Annotated in this window: 17 protein-coding genes; 6 read left to right on the top strand and 11 right to left on the bottom strand. The window is 73.4% G+C overall.

Annotation, left to right across the window (positions count from 1 at the left end):
- Positions 1-87: 87 nt before the first annotated feature.
- The 5 genes from AC5L3C_RS23245 to AC5L3C_RS23225 all read left to right on the top strand — a co-directional run bounded on the left by AC5L3C_RS23245 (position 88) and on the right by AC5L3C_RS23225 (position 4,499).
- On the top strand, positions 88-579 hold the full coding sequence (locus AC5L3C_RS23245; protein ID WP_493650661.1) for an Lrp/AsnC family transcriptional regulator: 492 nt from the start codon (positions 88-90) through the stop codon (positions 577-579).
- A gap of 30 nt (positions 580-609) precedes the next feature.
- Complete coding sequence (locus AC5L3C_RS23240) at positions 610-1,257, top strand: ABC transporter permease (protein WP_125506153.1); 648 nt, start codon at positions 610-612, stop codon at positions 1,255-1,257.
- A 4-nt stretch (positions 1,258-1,261) separates the two neighbouring features.
- Positions 1,262-2,536: a betaine/proline/choline family ABC transporter ATP-binding protein gene (locus AC5L3C_RS23235; protein ID WP_493650660.1), complete on the top strand. Its 1,275-nt coding sequence runs from the start codon at positions 1,262-1,264 to the stop codon at positions 2,534-2,536.
- Complete coding sequence (locus AC5L3C_RS23230; protein ID WP_493650659.1) at positions 2,533-3,426, top strand: ABC transporter permease; 894 nt, start codon at positions 2,533-2,535, stop codon at positions 3,424-3,426. Before AC5L3C_RS23235 ends, AC5L3C_RS23230 begins: the two co-directional genes overlap by 4 nt.
- A 104-nt stretch (positions 3,427-3,530) precedes the next feature.
- Positions 3,531-4,499 (top strand): glycine betaine ABC transporter substrate-binding protein, encoded by a 969-nt coding sequence (locus tag AC5L3C_RS23225; protein WP_493650658.1) that lies wholly within the window; start codon positions 3,531-3,533, stop codon positions 4,497-4,499.
- Positions 4,500-4,598: 99 nt separating this feature from the next.
- On the opposite strand, the gene AC5L3C_RS23220 is transcribed toward AC5L3C_RS23225, so the two are convergent.
- On the bottom strand, positions 4,599-5,570 hold the full coding sequence (locus AC5L3C_RS23220; RefSeq protein ID WP_493650657.1) for a helix-turn-helix transcriptional regulator: 972 nt from the start codon (positions 5,568-5,570) through the stop codon (positions 4,599-4,601).
- Between the two features lie 93 nt (positions 5,571-5,663).
- Here AC5L3C_RS23220 and AC5L3C_RS23215 point away from each other — a divergent pair, with 93 nt between their 5' ends.
- Positions 5,664-6,038 (top strand): VOC family protein, encoded by a 375-nt coding sequence (locus AC5L3C_RS23215; RefSeq protein ID WP_493650656.1) that lies wholly within the window; start codon positions 5,664-5,666, stop codon positions 6,036-6,038.
- On the opposite strand, the gene AC5L3C_RS23210 is transcribed toward AC5L3C_RS23215, so the two are convergent.
- The 10 genes from AC5L3C_RS23210 to AC5L3C_RS23165 all read right to left on the bottom strand — a co-directional run bounded on the left by AC5L3C_RS23210 (position 6,028) and on the right by AC5L3C_RS23165 (position 18,887).
- Positions 6,028-6,819: a S16 family serine protease gene (locus AC5L3C_RS23210; protein WP_493650655.1), complete on the bottom strand. Its 792-nt coding sequence runs from the start codon at positions 6,817-6,819 to the stop codon at positions 6,028-6,030. The two genes, AC5L3C_RS23215 and AC5L3C_RS23210, sit on opposite strands and share 11 nt — an antisense overlap.
- A 481-nt stretch (positions 6,820-7,300) precedes the next feature.
- Positions 7,301-7,942 (bottom strand): IclR family transcriptional regulator, encoded by a 642-nt coding sequence (locus tag AC5L3C_RS23205; protein WP_493650654.1) that lies wholly within the window; start codon positions 7,940-7,942, stop codon positions 7,301-7,303.
- Positions 7,943-8,218: 276 nt separating this feature from the next.
- The gene (locus AC5L3C_RS23200; RefSeq protein WP_125506145.1) at positions 8,219-10,018 is read right to left on the bottom strand and encodes a DEAD/DEAH box helicase; all 1,800 of its coding nucleotides are present in this window, start codon (positions 10,016-10,018) and stop codon (positions 8,219-8,221) included.
- A gap of 110 nt (positions 10,019-10,128) precedes the next feature.
- Positions 10,129-10,527, bottom strand: a complete 399-nt coding sequence (locus AC5L3C_RS23195; protein WP_493650653.1) for a type II toxin-antitoxin system death-on-curing family toxin — start codon at positions 10,525-10,527, stop codon at positions 10,129-10,131.
- Complete coding sequence (locus tag AC5L3C_RS23190) at positions 10,524-10,724, bottom strand: ribbon-helix-helix protein, CopG family (RefSeq protein ID WP_086684213.1); 201 nt, start codon at positions 10,722-10,724, stop codon at positions 10,524-10,526. The genes AC5L3C_RS23195 and AC5L3C_RS23190 overlap by 4 nt, the downstream gene beginning before the upstream one ends.
- Before the next feature lie 37 nt (positions 10,725-10,761).
- Positions 10,762-12,237 carry an MFS transporter gene (locus tag AC5L3C_RS23185; protein ID WP_493650651.1) on the bottom strand — a complete coding sequence of 492 codons (1,476 nt, stop codon included), beginning with the start codon at positions 12,235-12,237 and terminating at the stop codon, positions 10,762-10,764.
- Between the two features lie 104 nt (positions 12,238-12,341).
- Positions 12,342-13,523: an SUKH-4 family immunity protein gene (locus tag AC5L3C_RS23180; protein WP_493650650.1), complete on the bottom strand. Its 1,182-nt coding sequence runs from the start codon at positions 13,521-13,523 to the stop codon at positions 12,342-12,344.
- A gap of 224 nt (positions 13,524-13,747) precedes the next feature.
- Positions 13,748-16,063, bottom strand: coding sequence for a xanthine dehydrogenase family protein molybdopterin-binding subunit (locus AC5L3C_RS23175; RefSeq protein ID WP_493650649.1), 2,316 nt, complete (start codon positions 16,061-16,063; stop codon positions 13,748-13,750).
- Positions 16,060-17,997: a (2Fe-2S)-binding protein gene (locus tag AC5L3C_RS23170; protein WP_493650648.1), complete on the bottom strand. Its 1,938-nt coding sequence runs from the start codon at positions 17,995-17,997 to the stop codon at positions 16,060-16,062. The genes AC5L3C_RS23175 and AC5L3C_RS23170 overlap by 4 nt, the downstream gene beginning before the upstream one ends.
- On the bottom strand, positions 17,994-18,887 hold the full coding sequence (locus AC5L3C_RS23165; protein ID WP_125506140.1) for an FAD binding domain-containing protein: 894 nt from the start codon (positions 18,885-18,887) through the stop codon (positions 17,994-17,996). Before AC5L3C_RS23165 ends, AC5L3C_RS23170 begins: the two co-directional genes overlap by 4 nt.
- Positions 18,888-18,978 lie beyond the last annotated feature (91 nt).

The following is an 18,978-nucleotide window of genomic DNA, read 5'->3' as shown; positions in this document are numbered from 1 at the left end:
GCAGCCCTGCAAGGTGCGCAATAGTTCTGATATTCACTGGGCAATGTGTGCAGTCGGATGCCCGTGCAGGCGGGTTTTCTGTACAGGGTGACCATTTGGGAGGACGGTACGGCGATCGATCATCTGGACGGGCGGATCATCGTGCTGCTGGCGCGGGAGCCGCGGATCGGGGTGCTGGAGATGTCCCGGCGGCTGGGCGTGGCGCGGGGCACCGTGCAGGCCCGGCTCGACCGGCTTCAGTCGAACGGAGTCATCCGCGGATTCGGCCCCGAGGTGGATCCGGCGGCCCTCGGATACCCGGTCACGGCGTTCGCGACGCTGCAGATCCGGCAGGGTCAAGGGGCGGACGTACGGGCCCACTTGGCGACCGTGCCGGAGGTGCTGGAGCTGCACACCACCACCGGCACCGGGGACATGATGTGCCGGCTGGTGGCTCGCTCGAACGCCGATCTTCAACGGGTGATCGACCGCGTCGTCGGTTTTGATGGCATCGTCCGGGCCTCCACGGCGATCGTCATGGAGAATCCCGTTCCGCTGCGGATCATCCCGCTGGTGGAGCAGGCCGCGCTCGGCGAGTGATCCGACCTGGCCGAGCTGGGGTGAGCACGTGTGAACTTCTGGGAGTACCTGGAGAGCCGGCACCAGCAACTGCTCATCGACGCCTACCAGCACGCCAGCGTCGTCTTCCAGTGCATGGTGGTGGCGACCGTGCTCGGTGTGCTGATCGGCGTGGTCACCTATCGCAGCGAGTGGGCGGGCAACCTCGCCACGACCACGACCGCCACCCTGCTGACCATTCCGGCGCTGGCCATGATCGGTCTGCTGATCCCGATCGTGGGGCTCGGCGTGCCGCCGACCGTGATCGCGCTGACCCTGTACGGGCTGCTGCCGATCGTGCGGAACGCCATCGTGGGCCTGCGCGGGGTCGACCCGTCGCTGGTGGACGCGGCGACGGGCATCGGCATGTCGCGCACCGCCCGGCTGGCCCGGGTGGAGCTGCCGCTGGCCTGGCCGCCCATCCTGACCGGAATCCGGGTCTCCACGCAGATGCTGATGGGCATCGCCGCCATCGCCGCGTACGCCTCGGGGCCGGGCCTGGGAAACCTGATCTTCCGCGGGATCGCCTCGCTGGGCAGCAAGAACGCGCTGAACCAGGTGCTCGCGGGCACCCTCGGGATCATCGTCCTCGCCCTGCTGTTCGACGCCGCGTACGTCCTGATCGGGCGGCTGACCATTCCCAGGGGGATCCGTGCCTAGTTCCATGGCTGATTCCGCGCCCGGTTCCGACGCCTCGGAGACGGAGGAGCCCCGATCGGTCGGGGCGACCATCGAGCTGGAGGGGCTGACGAAGCGGTACCCGGGCAGTGCGCTGCCGGCCGTCGACAACGTCACCATGGACATCCGGGAGGGCGAGACGGTGATCCTTGTCGGCCCCTCAGGCTGCGGGAAGTCCACCCTCCTGAAGATGATCAACCGGCTGATCGAGCCCACCGCCGGCCGGATCCGCATCGGCGGCGAGGACGTCACCGACATGGACCCGGTGCGGCTGCGCCGCAAGATCGGGTACGCGATCCAGGCGAGCGGGCTCTTCCCGCACATGACGGTGGCGCAGAACATCGCGCTGGTGCCGAGGATGCTGCGCTGGCCGTCGGCGCGGGTGCGGGCGCGGGTGGAGGAGATGCTGGACCTGGTCGGCCTGGACCCCGGCGAGTTCCAGGGCCGCTATCCGCGTCAGCTCTCCGGCGGCCAGCAGCAGCGGGTGGGCGTGGCGCGGGCGCTGGCGGCGGACCCGCCGGTGCTGCTGATGGACGAGCCGTTCGGCGCGGTGGACCCGATCACCCGGGACCACCTCCAGGACGAGCTGATCCGGCTCCAGCGGGAGCTGCACAAGACGATCGTCTTCGTCACCCACGACTTCGACGAGGCCATCAAGATCGGTGACCGGATCGCGGTGCTGCGCGAACGCTCCCACATCGCCCAGTTCGACACCCCGGAGGCGATCCTCACCAACCCCGCCGACGACTTCGTCTCCGGTTTCGTGGGCGCCGGGGCGGCCCTGAAGCGGCTCAACCTGACCCGGGTGCGGGACGTGGGGATCACCGACTATCCGACGGTGAACGTCGACGACCCGCTCCAGGAGATCTTCACCAAGCTCCGCGCGGGCGGCGTCAACGAGGTGCTGGTCCTCGACAAGCGGGGCCGCCCGTACAAGTGGCTGCGGCGTGGCGACATGATGCGCGCCAAGGGCTCGCTGGCCCGCGCGGGCCAGCTGGTGCACGACACGGTGACCCGGGACGCGACCCTGCGGGACGCGCTGGAGGCCGTCCTCACCGACAACACCGGCCGGGTCCCGGTCACCGGGCGGCGGGGCGCGTACGAAGGTGTCGTGGACGTGGAGACGCTGATGAACTCCGTGCACGAGCTGCTGGAGGCCGATCGTCTGGAGGCGATGGACGCCCAGCACGATCTCGAGGAGCAGCGGGCCGCGCAGACCCACGCGGAGCAGGAGGGCTTCGGCGGGGAGGCGAAGGCGTGACGAGCTCGACATCCGGTGCGTCCGGATCCTCCGGCTCCTCCGGGCGGCGGCCCGAGGGCGAGCACGAGGTGCGGGGGCTGGTCTTCCGGGACGACGGCGGCGGACACTCCGACGAGGAACACGCCACTCCCCCGCCCACGGCCGCGCAGCGCTCCCGGGTGACCTGGCAGAAGCTGACCTTCCTGCCGCTGGTGCTGATCGCCGTACTGCTCGCGACGTGGCTGTGGTTCGAGCAGGCGGAGCTCGACGCGCTCACCCGGAACGCGCTGTCGGACGGGCAGGTCAGCAAGGCGCTGTGGCAGCACATCGAGCTCACCGCGATCTCCACGTTCTTCGTGCTGATCATCGCGATCCCGCTGGGCATCCTGCTGACCCGCCGCATGTTCCGCCGGGCCACCCCGGCCGCGATGGCGTTCGCCAACATGGGGCAGGCCACCCCAGCGATCGGTCTGCTGGCACTGCTGGTGATCTGGCTGGGCATCGGCCGCAGGGCGGCGCTGATCGGCATCATCGCCTACGCCGTGCTGCCGGTGCTGGCCAACACCATCGCCGGTCTGCGGGCCAACGACCCGACCCTGCTGGAGGCGGCGCGCGGCATCGGCATGTCCCCGCTGGGCGTGCTCACCCGGGTGGAGCTGCCGCTCGCGGTGCCGCTGATCCTCGCCGGGATCCGGACGGCGCTGGTCCTGAACGTCGGCACGGCGACGCTGGCGACCTTCGGCGGGGGCGGCGGTCTGGGCGTGCTGATCACCACCGGGATCACCAGCCAGCGGATGCCGGTGCTGATGGTGGGCTCGATCCTCACGGTCGCGCTCGCCCTGCTGGTGGACTGGCTGGCGTCCCTGGCGGAACTGCTGCTGCGGCCGCGGGGTCTGGAGGCGGGGCCATGAGACGGGTCGGGGTCGTGGGGCATGCCGGGGCCATGAGACCGGCCGGGGTCGTGGGACATGCCGGGGCCATGAGACCGGTCGGGGTCGTGGGGCATGCCGGGGCCATGAGGCGTGTGCGCCTCTTCCTCGCCGTCGCCGCCCTGCTCGTGCTCGCCTCGGGCTGCGGTCTGACCAGCGGGTCCCCCATGGTCGACGACGTCGAGCCGGGCTCGATCGGGCAGGGCAAGCCCTTGGAGGGCGCGAAACTCACCGTGACCTCCAAGGAGTTCACCGAGCAGCTGATCCTCGGGGCGATCATGGGCATCGCCTTCCAGGCGGCGGGCGCGGAGGTCGTCGACCGGACCGGCATCCAGGGCTCGGTCGGCTCCCGCGAGGCGGTCGTCAACGGCGAGGCGGACGCCGGTTTCGAGTACACGGGCACGGCATGGATCACGTACCAGGGCAACAGCAGACCGATCCCCGATCCGCGCGAGCAGTGGCTGGCGGTGCGGGATGCGGACGCGAAGAACGGGGTGACCTGGCTGGAGCCGTCCGAGCTGAACAACACCTACGCCCTGGCCATGAACCAGGCGAACTTCGAGCGGTACGGCACGCGGACCCTCTCCGAGGTGGCGGATCTGTCGCGCACCGACCCGGGCGCGGTGACGCTGTGCGTGGAGGGCGAGTTCGCCAACCGCGCGGACGGCCTGCCGGGCATGGAGAAGGCGTACGGCATGGACATCCCGGCGGGCAACGTCACGCAGATGGACACCGGGATCATCTACACCCAGACGGCCGACGGCGCCTGCACCTACGGCGAGGTCTTCACCACCGACGGGCGCATCAAGTCCATGAACCTCGTGGTCATGGAGGACGACAAGAAGTTCTTCCCCAACTACAACGCGGCGCCCACCATCAACTCCGACACCTTCGAGGAGTGGCCGGCCATCGCCGAGGTCCTGGCCCCGGTCACGGAGAAGCTGGACAACAACGTGGCGCAGACCCTGAACGCCAAGGTGGACGTCGACGGGGAGGACCCGCACCAGGTGGCGCTGGACTGGATGGTGGACGAGGGGTTCGTCAAGGAGGGGTGAGGCGCCGCCCGGTGAGGCGTACCGTCCGGTGAGGCGTACCGTCCGGTGAGGCGTACCGTCCGGTGAGGCGCGCCGCCCGGTGCCGCCGGGTCCCCGCGGTCAGGTCCGGCGGGCGTACGTCGTGAGGCGGTCGGCGAGTGCGAGGACGAGGTCGCGGAGTTCGTCGGGGCGCTCGATGACGAACGGCCGGCCGAGGGCGGCGAGCACCGGCGGCAGCCAGTCGAGCCGCTCCGCCCGCAGCTCGGCGCGCAGCCACCCGTCGGGCGCGGCGTCGTGCTCCTCCAGGGTCGCGACACTGGCCGGGATGTGCGCGCGGATCTGTTCGGCCGTCCCCTGGATCCGCAGGGTGACCCGGTGCCGGTACTCGGCCGTGGCCATCCCGGTCAGCAGGCGCTGTGCCGGATCGGGGCCCGCCGGTGCCTCGAAGGAGCCGGGCAGGGCTCTCGCGGAGACGACGCGGTCGAGCCGGAAGGTCCGGTCCTCGCCGGCTTCGGCGTCCTGGCCCGTCACGTACCAGCGGCCCCCGTGGGCGACGATCCCGTACGGGTGCAGCGTGCGTTCGCTGTACCGTCCGCCGCGGTCGGTGTAGCGGACGGAGACCGGGCGGCGGTGGCGCACCGCGTCGGCGATCGTGAGCAGGATCCCGGTGTCCGGGGGGTCGGACGCGCCGGGCGGGTCCGTGAAGGCGAGGGCGTCCAGGAGGGTGTCGAGCCGGCGGGCGAGGTGCCGGGGCAGCACCCGCCGGATCTTCGCGGCCGCCGTCTCGTTCGCCGTGCGCTCCGCCGTCGTCAGCCCCGCCCGGCGGCCGGCGACCAGGCCGAGCAGTACGGCCAGCGCCTCGTCGTCGCTGAGCATGAGCGGAGGCAGGCGGTACCCGGGGGCCAGCCGGTACCCGCCGTAGCGGCCGCGCACCGACTCCACGGGTACGTCGAGGTCGATCAGCTGGTTCACGTACCGCCGCACCGTGCGTCCCTCGACGCCGAGCCGGTCGGCGAGTTCGGCCACCGTCCGGGTGCCGCCCGACTGCAGCAGCTCCAGGAGGGTCAGGACGCGGCCGGTGGGTCGGGGCATGGCCGCAGCCTAACGTCCATACCGGACCGATTCTGTCCTCTATCTCTCCTAGCCTGTGGCGTGCACGCCTCCCGCACGGCCAAGGAGATTTCCATGGAGTTCGTCTCGATCCGCGTCATCACCGGCGACGTCGCCCGCCTCGTCGCGTTCTACGAGCGCGCCACGGGGGTGGAGGCGACGTGGGCCAACGAGGACTTCGCCGAGATCAGGACCGCGGGCGCCACGCTCGCGATCGCGAGCACCCGCACCGTCCCGCTGTTCGCCCCGGGCTCCGCGCGCCCGGCGGACAACCACAGCGTGATCATCGAGTTCCGCGTCGATGACGTGGACCGGGTGCACCGGGAGCTGAGCGCCTTCGTCACCGACTTCGTCAACGGTCCCGTCACGATGCCCTGGGGCAACCGGTCGCTGCTGCTGCGCGACCCCGACGGCAACCTCGTCAACTTCTTCACGCCCGCTAGCAGCTAGGGACCTTGCCGGTGCCCTTCTCCAGGGCGATCAGGGCGTCGACGGCGCCGTCGAGGGTGGTGACCGGGATCAGGCGCAGACCCTCGGGGAGTTCCGCCCGGGCGTCGGCGCACTCGGCCTCGGGGACGAGGAAGACGGTGGCGCCGTCGCGCCTGGCCGCCTGTGTCTTCAGGGGCACGCCGCCTACGGGGCCGACGGTGCCGTCCTCGTCGATGGTGCCGGTGCCGGCGATGACCCGGCCGCCGGTGAGGTCGCCGCCGCTGCCGTCGCCGTCCAGCTTGTCGACGATGCCGAGGGAGAACAGCAGGCCGGCGCTGGGGCCGCCGACGTCGGCGAGCCTCAGGGTGACGTCGATGTCCTCGTCCTGGAGGTTCAGGTGGTTCAGCGCGGCCCTGGTCGCCTCGTCCTGGGACTCCTTCATCTGCTTGCGGTTGTACTGCTCGATCTCCTCGACGCTGTCGCCGCTGGGGTAGACCGAGTCGCGGGGCATGACCGCCTGGTCGGTGCTGAACCAGCTGTCGATGACGTCGGCGAGGTCGACGCGGGTGTCCGGGGAGGTCGCCTCGATGGTGGTCATGCGAAGCTGGCCGGTGGTCTCCCGTACGGGGGCGCCGGAGATGGTAATGACCTGCTCACCCTTGTTCTCCCCGAGCACGTTCGCGGTCATGCCGGGCTGCGCCACGGAGAAGGGGAGGGGGGCGAGGCCGGCGGTGGCCAGGAGTGCCACGACGGGGGTGGCTAGGGCGGCCGCCTTCTGGGGGCGCGTGAGGCGAGAGAACACGTCAGCCAATCTAACGTGCCGCAGCTGCGGGCGATCGTGCCGCTCCCCGCAGGCAGTCGTCCGCCGCTGCGGGCAGTCGTGCCTCCCCCAGTGCCTTGAGGGCCTGGGAGGTGCCCCCAGGGCGGCACGGGTGGGCGGTGGGGGTACCTCCCGCTCATGGGGGTACCTCCCGCTCGAGCGGAGCCGAGAGTGGGGGAGAAGCCGAGAGTGGGGGAGGCACCCGGCAAGTGCCGGCAGAGCAGCCCGCCCCCGGCCGAGTACCGCACCGGTGCTGGTGTGGCCCGGGAGGAGGTGGCGCGGCCCGGCGCCTACGGGGTGCCGTCGCGCCCACCCGTGCCGCCCTGCGGCACGACTGCCCGCGGGGACGGCGGGGCGACGCGCCCGCGGGGACGGCGGGCCAGCGGCTGCGGGGACGGCGGGGCGACGCGCACGCGGGGACGGCGGGGCGGCGGCTGGGCGGGCGGTTGGCCGCAGCGGGGTGTCAGCGGAGGGCGTCGGAGACTTCTCGGGCGGCGTCCATCACGCGGGCGCCCACCCGTTCCGGCACGACGTCCGCCAGCATGACGACGCCCACGCTGCCCTCGACCCCCGTCACCCCCAGCAGCGGCGCGGCCGCCCCGCACGCCCCCGCCTCCAGCTCCCCGTGTGTCAGCGTGTACCCGGGTTCGTCGGCGGAGTGCTGCCGGGCGGAGAGGATCGCCTTGCCCGCGGCCCCCCGGTCCAGCGGATGCCGGAACCCCGCCCGGTACGCCACGTGGTAGTCCGTCCAGGACGGCTCCACCACGGCCACGGCCAGCGCCTCCGACCCGTCCACCAGCGTCAGGTGCGCGGTCGCGCCGATGTCCTCCGCCAGCGACCGCAGCGCCGGCATCGCCGCCTCCCGCACCAGCGGGTGCACCTGGCGCCCCAGCCTGAGCACGCCGAGGCCGACGCGGGCCCGTCCGCCGAGGTCGCGGCGTACGAGGGCATGCTGTTCCAGCGTGGCGAGCAACCGGTACACAACGGTCCGGTTGACGCCCAGTTTGTGGGAAAGCTCGGTGACGGTCAGCCCGTGATCCGTGTCGGCGAGCAGTTTGAGGACGCGTAGTCCCCTGTCGAGCGTCTGGGAGGTCTCCGCGGTCACGACGCCCACTCCTTAGTGGTGAGGTCGACGGCCCCCTCGCGGCGGATGCGTCACCGAGTCCCGTCGGTCACGCGCTTCAGAGGCCGCCGATCGGCCGGCGGCCCGGCAGTGTCCCGGGCACAGTCGCTTCACGGCTGCGCTCCGCGGCGGCGCTGCCACGGGGCGTGTGCGTAGCGGGGACAGTAGCGAGCCGGTTCGGTGAGCGGAAGGCTCCGTCCAGAATCCGGGCACTCTCGCCGGAAAGTGGTTCCCTATGTCCCGATACGCACCCCCGGGTCACCGCATGCGCGTGGCCCACTCCTGCACCTTTTCGATCCGCTGGCGCAGCTGTCCCGCCGTGGCCTCCGCCGAGGGCGGGCCGCCGCAGACCCGGCGCAGCTCTGTGTGGATGACGCCGTGCGGCTTGCCGCTCTGGTGGACGTAGGCGCCGACGAGATTGTTGAGCCGCTTGCGCAGCTCCATCATCTCCTTGTGGGAGACCACCGGGCGCCGCTCGGCGGGCAGCTCGAGGAGGTCGGCCTCCTCGGCGGGCTTCTTGCGGCTGTGCGCGATCTGCCGGGCCTGCCGCTTCTGCAGCAGCAGCTGCACCTGGTCGGGTTCGAGCAGTCCCGGGATGCCGAGGTAGTCCTGCTCCTCCTCGCTGCCGGGGTGGGCCTGCATGCCGAAGTCGGCGCCGTTGTACGTCACCCGGTCGAAGACGGCGTCGGACTCCAGCGCCTCGAAGGGCAGCATGTCCTGCTCGCCGGTGTCCTCGTCCTGTTCCCGGTTCGCCTCCTCCATCTCCTTCTCGGACTCGGCGTACGGGTCCTCCTCGCCCTCCTTCTTCGGCTTGTCGAGGACGTGGTCGCGTTCGCGCTCCATCTCGCCCGCGAAGCCGAGCAGGTCGGGGATGGTCGGCAGGAACACGGACGCGGTCTCGCCGCGCCGCCGGGACCGTACGAAACGCCCGACGGCCTGGGCGAAGAACAGCGGGGTGGAGATGGTGGTGGCGTACACGCCGACCGCGAGGCGCGGTACGTCGACGCCCTCGGACACCATGCGGACGGCGACCATCCAGCGGTCGTCGCCGGCGCTGAAGTCGTCGATCCGTTTCGACGCGCCGGTGTCGTCGGACAGCACGACGGTGGGCTTGTGGCCGGTGATGTCCCGGATGAGCTTGGCGTAGGCCCGCGCGGAGTCCTGGTCGGAGGCGATGACGAGGGCGCCGGCGTCCGGGACGGCCTTGCGGACCTCGGTGAGCCGCTGGTCGGCGGCGCGCAGCACGGCCGGCATCCACTCGCCGCGCGGGTCCAGCGCGGTGCGCCAGGCCTGGCTGACGGCGTCCTTGGTCATGGGCTCGCCGAGGCGGGCGGCGATTTCGTCGCCGGCCTTGGTGCGCCAGCGCATGTTGCCGCTGTACGACATGAAGATCACGGGCCGCACGACGCCGTCCGCGAGCGCGGAGCCGTATCCGTAGGTGTAGTCGGCGGACGACCGGCGGATGCCGTCGTCGCCCTCCTCGTACGTCACGAAGGGGATGGGGTTGGTGTCGGACCTGAACGGCGTACCGGTCAGCGCGAGCCGCCGCGTGGCCGGCTCGAACGCCTCCAGACAGGCCTCGCCCCAGGACTTGGAGTCACCGGCGTGGTGGATCTCGTCGAGGATGACGAGGGTCTTGCGCTGCTCGACGCGGTTGCGGTGCAGCATGGGGCGCACGCCGACACCGGCGTACGTCACGGCGACGCCGTCGTACTCCTTGCCGAGCGGGCCCGCGCTGTACTCGGGGTCGAGCTTGATGCCTATCCGTGCGGCGGCCTCGGCCCACTGCTTCTTCAGGTGCTCGGTGGGCGCGACGACGGTCACCTGCTGCACCACGTGGTGATGCAGCAGCCAGGACGCCAGCGTCAGCGCGAAGGTCGTCTTGCCTGCGCCGGGTGTGGCCACCGCCAGGAAGTCCCGGGGCTGCGCCTGGAGGTACTTGTCCATCGCCCCCTGTTGCCAGGCCCGCAGCTTGCCCGCGGTGCCCCAGGGGGCACGTCCGGGAAAGGCCGGGGAGAGGTGGTGCGAGTGGGACGCGGAACTGGCGGTGGTAGTCACGGTCTCCGTGGGGTGGTCGGGCGAGGAGGTACGTATGACGACCGGCCCACCCTACCGATGGCCCGGCGGCGTCCATGGCGGTACGCCGCCGGTACCGCCCGGGATGGGACTCAGGTCACACCTTGCTGCTCGGCCAAGTCCCTCAACGCTTCGGAGATCGCCTTGACCTCGTCCATACTGCCGGTCTCCACGGCGATGACCAGGCGTTCGGCCGCATCGATGTCGGGGCGCAACTGCACCTGGTTCATCGCCAGGAAGACGACGCAGGACACCCAGGCCGTGCGCTTGTTCCCGTCGACGAGAGGGTGGTTGATGACCAGGGACTGCAGAAGTGCCGCCGCCTTGTCGAACAGATCGGCGTAGGCCTCCTGCCCGAACATGGACGCCGAGGGGCGATGCACGGCCGACTCCAGCAGCCCCGCGTCGCGCACGGCGACGTCCTGGTCGTCGACGGCGTCCCCGGCAATGGCCAGGAGGACATCCTCGGCCGTGAGGTAGACGTGCGTCACTTCAGCCGCTCCAGCAACTCGGCCCACTTGGCGGTCTGCTCCTTGGCGGCCTTGCGCACCAGCGCCTGGTGCGCCGTCCGCGCCAGATAGTCATCCACGGCCCGCAGCAGTATCGCGTGCATACTGACGCCCTCCTCCTCGGCGCGCAGCTTGAGAGCTTCCGTCTGGTCGTCGCGGAGACGCAGGTTCATAGCCATACCAAAACGGTACTACTCCAGCGATACCAAAGTGGTACTACTTGACTGCTCTCACCCGCGTAGCGACCCACGCCCCGGCCAGCGCCACCCCCGCCATCGGCAGGAACACCGCGACGAAGGCGGCCGGGTGGGAGGCGGTGGCCTGCGTCGCCGCGTGGCCGGCCGTGCCGCCGCCCAGGGCCGCGAAGGCCGCTCCCCCGACCGCCAGGAGCAGCACGTTGGAGAGGCCGTCGGAGATCTGCAGGGCGGCGGAGTTGGTGCCGGCCTCCGCGGGGGCGGAGAGCCGGAGCAGCAGGACGCTGGTGGAGGAGATCACCAGGCCCATGCCGAAGCACCCGAAGGCCCAGGCGACCGCCACCGTCGTCCAGGCCGGCACGGCGTCGATCAGCACGCTGGGCGCGACGGCGACGGACGCCGCGACCAGCACCATCCCGAGGGCCATCAGGCGTTCCCGGTACGGCTCGAGGCGGGGCCGGGACTGCACCCAGGAGCCCAGCGCCCAGGTGCCGCCGCCCGCCGCGAGCGAGAAGCCGGCGAGGGTCGGGCTGAGGCCGCGCTGGGTGACCAGCATCAGCGGGACGAAGGACTCGGCCGCGATGAAGGAGCCGGCCGCCACGCCGCGCAGCAGCACGACCGAGGGCAGTCCGCGCGCCGCCCGGTACGTGCCGCGCGGGAGGAGGCCGAGCACGGCGGGGACGAGCAGGGCCGCACCCAGCGCGCCCGGCAGCAGCGACACCCAGCGCAGGTCCTGCGCGGCGTACTGGAGGAGCCCGGCGCCGAAGGAGATGGCCAGGGCCAGCCGGATGCGGCGGCCGTCGAAGGAGGCCGGGGCGCCGTCCCCGTCCGGCCCGTCCCGGCCGACCGGGCCGGACGCCAGGCGCCGTATCTGCGGCAGCGCGAGCGCCAGCGGGAACACCACGAGCACCGGTATGCCGAGGAACACCCAGCGCCAGCCGATGTGCTCCGTCACCGCGCCGGACGCGAGAGGGCCGACGATCGACGGCACCACCCAGCTCGCCGCGAACGCCGCCATGATCGCCGGGCGCAGCCGCTCCGGGTAGGCCCGCCCGACGACGACGTACAGCGCGACGATCACCAGCCCGCCGCCGAGGCCCTGCACCGCCCGCCCCAGGATGAACAGCCACATCGCGCCCGCCGTCCCGGCTAGCACCAGGCCGGCCGCGAAGGAGGCGATGCCCGCGGTGAGGGGCCCGAGCGGGCCCTTGCGGTCGGACCACTGACCGGACAGCACCATGCCGAACAGGCTGGTCGTGAAGTACCCCGAGAACGCGAACGCGTACAGCGCCACCCCGTCCAGCTCGCGCGCCGCCACCGGCATCGCCGTGCCGACGGCGGTCGCCTCGAAGGCGATCAGCAGCACCACGGAGACGATGCCGGTGCTGAGGGCCCGGTAGGGGCGGCTCAGCACCGTCTCGTCGGGTACGGCGCCGGCCGGGGCGCGGGCACCGGCGGGCTCGGCGACACCGGCGTCGCGCGGGTTCGGGGTGGTCATGCCCGCCAGCGTAAGGGCCGCAGCGGGGTTTGACCCCTGTCGGGGGTCGCGAACGGCACCGGGACCATGGTCGTAGGACCGGCCCGGTCACCGGGCCGACGGGTCTAGAGCACCCCGCCCGCCTCGTCCTGGAACAGCTCCGTCCAGTAGTGCCAGTCCGCGTCGGCCGTCGTGCCCGTGGGGTCGATGGCGGACAGGACCTGGATCATCGTCAGGGCGAGCTGGTCGTAGGCGTCGGTGGTCAGCGCGTGGCCCGACTCCGCGTCCAGGGAGCGCTCGCGGTGCAGCAGCCAGAGCGTGAAGGCGAGCGTGGAGACGTCCGTGTTCAGCGGGTGGAGCAGGGCGGCCGGCTCGTTCCAGCTGAACACCGCGCCCGTGGCGCCGTCGACGAGCAGGCTGTGGTCGTCGACCAGGCCGCCCAGGCGGATCAGGCGGGCCGCCCGGGCGGGGGACAGGGCGGCGGGCAGGCCGCCGCGGCAGTCCTCGGCGTAGTACTCCACGAGCGTGCGCAGCGGCAGGTCCGTGTCCAGGGAGAACAGGAAGCCGTCCTCCGGCAGGCCCGTCTCGCGCAGGAACCGCCGGGTCGGCTCGTGCGTCAGCGTCGCGGGGAAGTCGACCTCCTCGAAGCGGACCACCGCGCCCCGGCCGAACGCGTCGTCCAGGAGGCGGACGGGAAGGTCCAGGGCGAGCCCCGAGGCCGTGCCGGGGCCGGCCACCAGGGCCAGCGGGCGGATCAGCGCGGCCATCCGCCAGAACGGCGCCGGCTCCCCGTCCGCGCCCTCCTCGAAGACCGCCAGCAGCTGGCGCGAGGCCTCCGCGGCCGCCTCGGTGCCGTACCGCCCCGCGTAGGCGGCGAACTGGCCGCGCAGCCCTGCCAGCTCGTCCGTCGCCGCGGCGAACCGCACCAGCGTCGGCAGGGACGGCGCCAGCGGCCGGCGGTCCATCAGGTCGGGGCGGTCGTGGAAGAAGTACGTCGTCGAGACCTCGCCGGTCGCGCCGTCGAGCAGCACCGACTCCGTCTCCAGGCCCTCCGGGCCGAGCACCCCGCCGATGACCAGCTGGTCGCGCAGCCCGGCCGGGAGCCGGTCGCAGGGGCCGCCCGTCGAGCCGGCCACGGTGTGCGGGCCGCCCCGCCGGGCCAGCTCCGCGAAGCTGAACAGGCCGTTGTCCGCCGGCAGTCCGGGGCCCGTCAGCCAACTGCGCGTGCACGCGTGTGTGATGAAGGGGTCGAGGTCGGCCTCGGCGAGTGTGATCACCTCTGCGACAACGGTGTCGGTGCTGCTCATGATTCCCCCGCGATCCGTGCGTTCGGTCCCGGGTCCGCGTACGCCCCGCCCGGGCCGGACGGCCTGCCCTCATGGACCGGGGCCGTCCCACTGACCGGAACACTACGCGCCACCACTGACAACGCCCCCGGTCCGAGAGCGCGCGGCATCCGGCGCCCCTCACCTCTCAAGACGCACGCTCGGCCGCTCGCGTTGCCTCGTCCCGCGAAACGCCGCAACGCGTGTCAGGTGCCGGTGACCACCGCGGCCTGCGGACGGATCGGGAGGCGGTTCACGGGGCGGCCCGTGGCGGCCCGGACGGCGGAGGCGATGGCCGCCGGTGAGGTCACCACCGGTACCGCGCTGACCGCCTTCGCGCCGAACGGCGCGACCACGTCCCGCTCCTCGACCAGCTTCACGATGTGGATGTCCGGCGCGTCCAGCGCGGTCGGCAGGGCGTAGCCGGTGAGGTCGGGGTGGCGCACGAGACCGCGCGGTGTGCGCAGGTTCTCGGTGAGCGCGGCGCCCAGGCCCTGGGTCACGCCCGCCTCGATCCGCGCGTTCAGCTGCGCCGGGTTCAGCACCCGGCCCACGTCCTGGGCGACGGCCAGTTCGACGACCCGGACCGAGCCGATCTCGATGTCGACGTCGACCACCGCGCGGACCGCGCAGAAGGACATGCCGACGAAGGCGTCACCCTGGCCGGACTCGTCCAGCGGCTCCGTGGGGTGCGGGCGGCACTGGGCGGTGGCCCACAGTTCCCGGCCCTCCAACGCCTCCGTGACGGTCGTGGACAGCACGCCGTCGTACGAGGTGATCTTGCCGTCGGTGATCTGCAGCAGCTCGGTGGACATGCCGAACTTGTGCGCGAGCGGCTGGAGGAGCTGGGTGCGGACCATCTTCGCGGCGCGCTCCACGGCGCCGCCCGACACCCAGGTGTGCCGGCCGCGGCAGCCCGGTCCTGCCGGGGGCTGGTCGGTGTCCACGGGCACCACGAGCACCTCGTCGATGCCGAGGGTCTCCTGGACGATCTGCCGGGCCAGGGTGGAGAAGCCCTGGCCGGTCTCGACGGCCGCGCACAGCACGGTCGCCACGCCGCCGTGGACCCGCACGGTGGCCGTGGACACCTCGTCCGCGCCCTCCGCGCCGAGCATGTGCACCATGCCCAGGCCGTAGCCCACGCCCCGGCGCACCGCGCCCGGTTCGCCCGCGCCCTCGGGGCCGCCGGGCAGCAGCCACTCCTCCTCGGGGGTGTCCTTGGGCAGCGGCGGCAGCGGGAAGTCCCGCACCGCCTCGAGGAGTTCGGCGACCGGTGCCGGGCAGGTGACGGTCTGGCCCGTGGGCAGCAGGTCGCCGGTGGCCATGACGTTGCGCAGACGCAGTTCCGCCGGGTCGACGCCGAGCTTCTTGGCCAGCTTGTCCATCTGCGCCTCGTAGGCGGCGCACACCTGAAGGGCGCCCTCGCCGCGCACATGGCCGGAGGGCGGGTTGTTGGTGCGCACCGCCCAGCCCTCGATGAACGCGTTCGGGACGACGTAGGGGCCGCAGGCGAAGGCGACGGCGGCGGCCAGGGCGTCGGAGGAGGTGTGGGCGTAGGCGCCCGCGTCGAGCAGGATCTGCGCCTCGACCTTGACCAGCCGGCCCTCGGCGTCGGCGTGGTGGCGGTAGCGCAGCAGCGTGGGGTGGCGGTGGGTGTGGCCGAGGAAGGACTCCTCGCGCGTGGCGGTGAGTTTCACCGGGCAGCCGGTCTTCAGCGCGAGCAGCCCCAGGGGGAGCTGGAAGCTCTGGTCCTCGCGGTCGCCGGTGGCGCCGGGCACCCCGGTGACGACGACCTTCACCCGATCGGGTTCCAGGCCGAACGCGGCGGCGGCGGTGTCCCGGTCGCCGTGCGGGTCGGTGGACGCCGCGTACAGCTCGACGCCGCCGTCCGGGCGGGGCACGGCGAGCCCGGCCTCGGCCCCTATGGGCGCCGGGTCCTGGCGGCCGATGCGGTACAGGCCCTCGACGACGATGTCGCCGGCCGCCTCGGGGTCGCCGTGGCGCAGCGGGATGTGCCGGATCAGGTTGCCGTCGGGGTGCAGCGGTTCGGCCTCGAAGGCCTGCTCGGGGTCGGTCACCGGGTCGAGCACCTCGTACTCGACGATGACGGCGGCGGCGGCCATCCGCGCGGTGTCGGGGTGGTCGGCGGCGACGGCCGCGATGGCCTCGCCGTGGTGGCGCACGACCTCGGAGGCGAAGACCGGGCGGTCGGCCTTGCCGCGGCCGTGCAGCGGGGTGCCGGGGACGTCCTCGTGGGTGACGACCGCGCGGACGCCGGGCATCTCCCGCGCGTGGGCGGTGTCGATGGAGACGATGCGCGCGTGCGGGTGCGGGGAGCGCAGCACGGCCGCCCACAGCAGGCCCTCGGCCCACAGGTCGGCGGCGTACGGGAAGGTGCCCTCGGTCTTGGCGCGGGTGTCGGCGGCCGGGAGGGAGGCGCCGAGTCCGTGCGGGACCGGCTCCGGCTCGGGGGCGGCCTCGGGGGCCCGCGCGGCCGGTGCGGTGGCTGCTTCGTTGCTCACGCCTGGCCTCCGTCCTGGCCGTAGGGCTGGTCATGGGGCTGCTCGAGGGGGCCGGGACCGCCGAAGGCCGTCGGGCTGACGCCGCCGGCGCCGGGGCCCGCCTGGTGCGGGATGCGGGGCGCGTCGCCCTCGCCGTCGGTGTCGGACCCGGCGTCCTCGGCGTGCGCCTCGCGTTCGGCGACGACCTCCTTGACGGCCTGCACCACGCCCCGGTAGCCGGAGCAGCGGCACAGGTTGCCGCACAGGGCCTGGCGGGTCTCCAGGTCGCTGGGGGCGGGGTTGCCCTCGAGGAGGTCGTGCACGGTCATCGCCATGCCGGGGACGCAGAAGCCGCACTGCACGGCGCCGCACCGCGCGAGCGCGCGCTGCACGTCCGAGGGCCGGCCGTCCTGGGCCAGTCCCTCGACGGTACGGACCTCGCTGCCCGCCGTCGTGACGGCCGGGACCAGGCAGGACGCCACGAGCCGCCCGTCGACCTGCACGTTGCAGGCGCCGCACTCGCCCTGCGAGCAGCCGTCCTTGGCGCCGGCCAGGCCGAGCCGCTCGCGCAGCACGTAGAGCAGCGACTCGCCGATCCAGGCGTCGGTGACGGGCCGGTCGGTGCCGTTGACGCGGAGCACGTAGGAGGCGAGGGGGTGGTCGTCGTGCGGGGTGGCCGGGGAATCCAGCGGCAGGGCTTCGGCCCCGGCGTCCGCATCCGGTTCGTCCGGAGTGCCGGATTCCGTGGCGGCGCCGCGGGCATCGTCCGCGGGCGCGCCGTCGCCGGCGGCCGCGCCGGTCTCCGCGCGCCGTTCGGCCTCCGCGCGCCGTTCGGCCTCCGCGCGCCGTTCGGCCTCCGCGCGGTCGGCGGGGGGCTCCGGCGGGCCGCCGGGGGCGTCAGGGGCCCGGTCGGCGTCCCCGGACGACGCGGCGGGGGCGTCAGCGGGGCGTACGGCGTCCTGAGGGGCGCCGGGGCGCGGGTGCTCCCAGTGCTCCGCGGAGGCACCGTCGGCGGCTTCCGCGCCGGGGTGCCACGGGGCCGCTCCGGTGCGGTCGTCGGCGGGGAGCGGCTGGGGCATGCCGGACGACCGGGGTCCGGCGTGCGCGGAGCCGTCGGCCGGCCCGGACTCCCACGCCGCGCCGTCCCGCGCGGGCGCCTGCGGCGGGGCGGCGGCGGCCTCCGCGCCCCCGGGTGCGCCGTACGGCGGGTGCTGGTCGGTGCCGTGGCCGGGTGCGGGCTCCGGTGCGCGCTCTCCGGCGGCCGGCTGCGGCTCGCCGTGCGGCCGGGTCGCGGCGTCCCGCTGCTCCCGCGCGGTGCCGTGCCCGCCGCCCTGCTGCTCGGGCTCCTGCGGGACTCCGGGCACGCCGGGGCCCCACGGCCGGCCGATGGACTGGGTGGCGGCCCAGGGGGCCGGGGCGCCGCCCGGGAGGGTGGCCGGAGGGGTGGTGCCGCCGCCCCACTGCTCGGCCAGGGAGGACGTGGTGAACTCGCCCGATTCGTCCGGGAGGTCGCCGTCGGCGACCGGGATCGACCACTGGCCGGTGACGTCCTGCCCCGCCGCGGTGCCGTTCCCGGCGGCCGCGGTGTCCTCGAAGTTCCACTGACCGGTGGCGCCCGGTTCGTACCCGAACCGGTCCCCCGGCTCGGCGTTCGCCTCGGGGCTGCCCTGCTCGTGCCACTGGGCGCCGTCGACGGGCGCGCCGGGCACGGCCCAGCTGCCGGTGGCCGCCGGGTCGGTGCCCGCGGTGGTCGCGGGGGCGACCGTTATCTGCGGCGGCACATAGCCTTGACCGGGCGCGGCGAGCGGGCTCTCCATGGAGTCGAGCAGGGCGTCGATGCCCCCCTCGGGGAGGTTGACGAAGGCCGTGGCGCCGTCGTCGTAGTCGCCCTGGGGCAGCGGGTCCCAGCGGCTGCCGCCGGGGGGCGTGCCCTCTCCGTGCTGGTCGTCGGTCACGACAGCGCCCTCCCCAGTGCTCGTCGGGCCAGCGCGGCGACGGTGCGCCGCAGGTGCAGTACCGCGGGCGGAAGCGGCGGGACGGTGCCGTCCTCGCCGGGGGTGGCGTCGGGGATGCAGGCCGCGGCGACGTACTCCCCGAACGCGCTCAGTGCCTCGGGCACGATCGCGCGGTTGTTGTCCCAGTCGATGAGCTGCGCGACCCACTGCTCGGCCTGCAGGGGCCGCAGCGGCATCGGCGCGATGGCGCCCACCGCGCAGCGCACCCCGCGCCGCGCGGGGTCGAGCACGAGGGCGACGGAGGCGACCGCCCGGCCGGGGCCGGTGCGGCCGGTCGCCTTGAGGAACACCTGGGGGGCGTGCAGCAGCGGTACGCGCACGAAGCCGATGAGTTCGCCGGGGCGCAGCAGGTCCATGCCGGCCAGCAGGTGCGACACGGGCACCTCGCGGCGGGCGCCGCCCGGACCGGCGACGACCAGGGTCGCCTCCAGCGCGGCCAGCACGGGGAGCGCGTCTCCGGTGGGGGCGGCGGAGGCGATGTTGCCGCCGAGGGTGCCGGCGTTGCGGATGTGCGGCGGTCCCGCGGCCCGCGCGGCGGCGGCGAGCGCCGGGATGAGGGCGGCGAAGTCGGGGCGGCCCATGCGCGCGTGGTTGAGGCCGGCGCCGAGCAGGGCGTGTCCGTCCAGGTACTGCCAGCCGCGGATCTCGCTGATTCTGCCGAGGCCGACCAGCGCGGTGGGCCTGAGCTGCCCGGAGTTGACGGCGGCCATCAGGTCCGTGCCGCCCGCGACGGGCACGGCGGCGGGCATCGCCGTGAGCGCGGCCACGGCCTCGTCCAGTGTCGTGGGCAGCGTCACGGCCTGCGCCGCCTGCGGTGCGTGCGTGCTCAAAACCGGCTGCCCCTTCCCGCTGCCCCACCTGGTCCCACCTGTGCGCCGTACGGTACGTGCTGACAGGGCGGACGTGGCAACTCTGGCACAT

The sequence above is a fragment of the Streptomyces speibonae genome (genome assembly GCF_984686075.1).
The sequence above is the reverse complement of the archived record's forward strand: the minus strand, read 5'-3'. Positions and strand labels throughout refer to the sequence as shown.

Bases quoted from the DNA above. Each gene is read 5' to 3' on its own strand.
- AC5L3C_RS23185 (WP_493650651.1), bottom strand. From the start codon at position 12,237: ATGACCACCCCGAACCCGCGCGACGCCGGTGTCGCCGAGCCCGCCGGT.
- AC5L3C_RS23235 (WP_493650660.1), top strand. From the start codon at position 1,262: ATGGCTGATTCCGCGCCCGGTTCCGACGCCTCGGAGACGGAGGAGCCC.
- AC5L3C_RS23180 (WP_493650650.1), bottom strand. From the start codon at position 13,523: ATGAGCAGCACCGACACCGTTGTCGCAGAGGTGATCACACTCGCCGAG.
- AC5L3C_RS23190 (WP_086684213.1), bottom strand. From the start codon at position 10,724: ATGGCTATGAACCTGCGTCTCCGCGACGACCAGACGGAAGCTCTCAAG.
- AC5L3C_RS23225 (WP_493650658.1), top strand. From the start codon at position 3,531: ATGAGGCGTGTGCGCCTCTTCCTCGCCGTCGCCGCCCTGCTCGTGCTC.
- AC5L3C_RS23220 (WP_493650657.1), bottom strand. From the start codon at position 5,570: ATGCCCCGACCCACCGGCCGCGTCCTGACCCTCCTGGAGCTGCTGCAG.
- AC5L3C_RS23215 (WP_493650656.1), top strand. From the start codon at position 5,664: ATGGAGTTCGTCTCGATCCGCGTCATCACCGGCGACGTCGCCCGCCTC.